Source organism: Chamaesiphon polymorphus CCALA 037 (assembly GCF_003003845.1).
Lineage (GTDB): Bacteria > Cyanobacteriota > Cyanobacteriia > Cyanobacteriales > Chamaesiphonaceae > Chamaesiphon > Chamaesiphon polymorphus.
In genome coordinates this window covers 1-4182 of the sequence record NZ_PVWO01000496.1, presented here as the reverse complement: position 1 = coordinate 4182, position 4182 = coordinate 1, and the positions used below count along the sequence as shown (strand labels likewise).

General features: G+C 47.8%; 3 protein-coding genes. 2 read left to right on the top strand and 1 reads right to left on the bottom strand.

Going from position 1 to position 4182, the window contains the following annotated elements:
- Nucleotides 1–31: 31 nt before the first annotated feature.
- Nucleotides 32–904: an ATP-binding cassette domain-containing protein gene (locus C7B77_RS25160; protein ID WP_245894402.1), complete on the top strand. Its 873-nt coding sequence runs from the start codon at nucleotides 32–34 to the stop codon at nucleotides 902–904.
- Nucleotides 905–1578: 674 nt separating this feature from the next.
- Here the strand turns inward: C7B77_RS25160 and hflX are convergent.
- Nucleotides 1579–3264 carry a GTPase HflX gene (gene hflX / locus C7B77_RS25155; protein ID WP_106311395.1) on the bottom strand — a complete coding sequence of 562 codons (1686 nt, stop codon included), beginning with the start codon at nucleotides 3262–3264 and terminating at the stop codon, nucleotides 1579–1581.
- A 226-nt stretch (nucleotides 3265–3490) separates the two neighbouring features.
- Here hflX and C7B77_RS25150 point away from each other — a divergent pair, with 226 nt between their 5' ends.
- Nucleotides 3491–3916, top strand: coding sequence for a hypothetical protein (locus C7B77_RS25150; protein ID WP_106311392.1), 426 nt, complete (start codon nucleotides 3491–3493; stop codon nucleotides 3914–3916).
- Nucleotides 3917–4182 lie beyond the last annotated feature (266 nt).

Sequence of the window (4182 nt, the reverse complement as noted above, 5' to 3'; positions counted from 1 at the left end):
AACGCTTTAAATTCTCCAACTCTCCAGTTCCGTGACAAAACTTTATGCAGTTTATTATTTCCCCACCTACCTACTTATATTTGCCTTTCAAATGGTACTAGGTGCCCTCTCCATCATCCCCACACGGATTCAGGATATTTCGTCCTTCGCTGCAAGTATCGAGCGGATTGGGATGCTCTACGAACGCTTTCGACAACGCGAGAGTCGAGAGGTTCTGGGCAGAGATGGAATTATCATTCATCCCTACACTCATTTTAAGGTCGATGGGCTAACGCTCAATACTCCCAACGCCGAGCAAACCCTATTTGAGAACCTCTCCTTCGAGCTGACGCCAGCGCAGTCTTTACTAGTGGTAGGTTCGAGCGGCTGTGGTAAGAGTTCGCTGCTGCGAGCGATCGCCGGACTCTGGTGTAATGGTAAAGGCACGATCGAAAGTCCCGACTATACCGAAGCTCTGTTCCTACCCCAGAAGCCCTATATGCTGCTGGGCACATTGCGCGAGCAATTACAATATCCCAATCGACGAGAAAATATTACCGATACCGACATTCAATCGGCATTGACACAAGTCAACCTCGAAAACTTAGCCGAACGGATGGGCGGACTCAGTGCCGAGAAAGATTGGTCTGCGGTGCTTTCCCAAGGCGAACAACAGCGGCTGGCGTTTGCGCGGATTCTGCTCAGTAAACCAAAATATGTCATCCTTGACGAAGCAACTAGTGCGCTTGATGTTACCAACGAGCGACAGCTCTACGAGCTACTACAAAGCCAAAACATTAGCTATATCAGTGTCGGACATCGCCCCAGTCTGGTGGATTATCACCACATGGTATTAGATCTGCGGCCTAACAATGGTAATAGTTGGCAATTGCTGCCTGCTGGAGATTATCGGTTTGCAAGTTAGGTTAATAATACCGATTATCGATCGTGCGGTAGCTTGTAGCCTTGGCTCCAGCAAGTTGACAATCTTGCTACCCACGATAAAAAACCAACAGATCGTTGGCATAGCCTCTCCTCTTCGGTGCAATGCACGCAGTGGAGATTCGATCGGCTGGTAAGATAGCTGTGTTGGGAGGAGAAAACTCGTTCCTTACGATCTGACAAAAACTCATACCATGTCACTCTCGATCGAGCTGGCTGTTCGTGCTGGATTCTAAAGCTTTTTGTTGTCTCTTATTAAGAATTGTAACAAATAGATTGTAAAAATGCAAGCAATTAGCCCCAGAATCAGATTCTGGGGCTAATTATGTGTCGAGCGCATTATTAATTAAGTTCTTCAAAGCTGCTGTCCGCAAAGCTTGAAGGGTTTACGAGTCAAAGCTAGTTAGCTCAAAAAAAAGGTATAGGAGTCGAGTGTAAAACTATTATGCCGCTCGACTCCCGCACTCTAAGTTAAACCACCCTGTATGCTGTTCGGAAACTATATTAAGTAGAGTCCTCTCAAGTACAGATAAAACTAGCTTAACCTGTAGACCATAGAGTCCAAAGCTTAAAAGGTAACTAAAAAGTCAGCTTTCAATCTATATAGCTGATTTGTATTGAGGTTGCAAAGGTTAACATTTTAACCGCTCCGATCGCTCAAGCTGGTACCGTATAGGCGATGAGCTGTCCGACTCGCTGCCGTAGCGTCTCCAAACTCAGACGTTCGGATGCTGAAATAAATACAGCATTGGGGAATTCTTCCTCAGCTTGCGCTAATCTTTCGCTATCCACGCGATCGATCTTATTAAACACGATCAGCGATGGCCCTGGCGCGATTGGCATTTCGCTCAAGATCCCCATCACCGAACGGATATGACTGTGCCAAGCCGGATGCGACAGATCGATCAGATGAATCAGCGCGTCGGCTTCGGTGACTTCCTCCAACGTGGCACGGAAGGCATCCATTAGCGGCGGTGGTAACTCGTGGATAAATCCAACGGTATCCGTCAGCAAGATTTGTCGCTGTTCGCCAGTATTACTTGTCGGCACATTAAAGCGACGGGTCGTTGGGTCGAGAGTCGCAAATAATTGGTCGGCAATGTAAACTTCGGAATTAGTCAGCGTATTAAGCAACGTAGATTTGCCTGCATTAGTATAACCGACTAATGCGACAGATGGTACATCGTGATGTTGCCGCTGTTGGCGCAGCCGCGAACGGTGCGCTTGCAGTTGATTCACGTCCTGCTGGAGCCGCGAAATCCGCTTTTGAATCGTCCGGCGTTCGGTCTCTAATTTGGTTTCTCCAGGCCCTCTAGTCCCGATGCCACCACCTTGACGGGACATGGCCAGACCCCGCCCAGTCAGGCGCGGTAGCATGTATTCTAGCTGGGCTAGCTCGACTTGCAATTTACCCGCACCCGATTGAGCGCGTTGGGCAAAAATATCTAAGATCACTTCCGTTCTGTCTACTACCCGAATCCCAGTCTGAGTTTCAAGATTTCGCCCTTGGCTGGGGGACAGATTGCAATCAAAAACGATCAGATTCGCACCAATTTTTTGAGCGGCGAGGGCGATTTCTTGAATTTTACCTTCCCCAACTACAGTTTGCGGGTGGGGTTTCGATCGTTTTTGTTGGATGGTTTGCAGGACTTCGCCGCCAGCAGTTTCGACCAAGCGGACGAGTTCTTCCAAGCCATCGTTAAACCGCTGAGTAGTCACATAGTCGGTTTTGACACCAACTAATAATACTCGATCGATTTCGTCAGCGACATTTTGATTCGCCACATCCCGCGCGTATTCGCTTTCGATGCCATCGACCAGATCGAGAAAATCTTGGTCGCTAATCGCATCCAAACTCAATGGCGGCGAAATTGTCCAGTTAATCTCTGGATGCGGTACCAAGTGCGCCAGATAGGTATCTTGAATGTATCCCGTCGCACCCCCACCCCGTTTTTGGAAACCGCTACCAGTAATATTCAAAATTACCAGTGCATCCAGCCGCTGCAACGCCATCGATGTCAGCGCGCTCTCGCTGGGAATCTCCGGTTTGAGCTGAGTCGAAATACACCGAATCCCACTCAACCGTTCGGCACCATAACGGGGTAGCTCTAACGGTGGAATCTGAGTCTGACGGGGAGTCCCAACACCCAAGCGGATAATTTGACCGCGCCGATTGATGTAGACACTCACCGGGTCGCCAATTTCGGCACTAATCGCTGCTAGCTTTTGGGCAAATTCTGGCGTAGTCAGTCGATCGCCTGGTAGTCTGTCGTTATATAACTTCCGTAGCTGTTTGATCTGATTGGATTTTAATCCTTGTAAGTTGCCGTAGATCGTCTCGATATGTTCTTTTCCTAACGCATTACTTCTAGTGTAGTAGCTGACAGCGGCGTTTGGGATCGCTGCTTGTAAAACTTTGTTACTACCTCGATCGAGGCTAATTTGAGATCGTAAACAATTGAGATAGAATCATCAGCCAGCAAAGATCGATCGGTCTGTGGACAAACAGAAAAAATGTAGAGATCGGTTAGAGTAAAATTACATCCGCTCGATATTCCCTCAGCACATCATGACTTTTACTCTATTTGGTCGCTGGCAGATTCGCGTGTTGCTATTGGCGACAGTTGGACTATTATTAACCATCCTCATGTTAATCAAATCGAGTCCATCGATCGCCGGACAGACATTGATAACTTTAATTTATCTGGGTATATTCGGCATAATCTGGGATGTTGTCTATCATCAGCTCCAACGATTTCGGTGGGATGGAGACTGGAATGGATTGCTACAGTTCGGTGCGGCAGTGTGGGAAGGGCTGTTTTTAATAACGATTATTAAAGTCATCGGCTTACCTGGAATCGATCGATCGAGCTTTAATATCTCTGGATTTATCGGGTTTTATACTAGCTTTAGTCTGCTCAGTTCGATCGTCACTCACTCGCTCCTCCGCATCCTGTCACCATATTCGCGCTTCAATGGGGGACAATGGTTTTAGATTAGAGGGTAGAGTCGTAATCTGTAGGTTGGGTAGAGCAAAGCGAAACCCAACATCCCCAACAATTCTTCCCCCACCAACACCCTCATACCGCCAGTCCCCCTCTCCCACTTGCTTCCTCGCCATGCTAATTCGTACCTTTATCACATTTGCCGCTGCAATCTTGTTATCGATATCTACAGGGCTATTTGCCCCCGCAGCGTTAGCAGTTACGCCCATTACCTTGTCAAAAGTCGATTACAAGGATTGTCCGCCAGAAGTTGCCC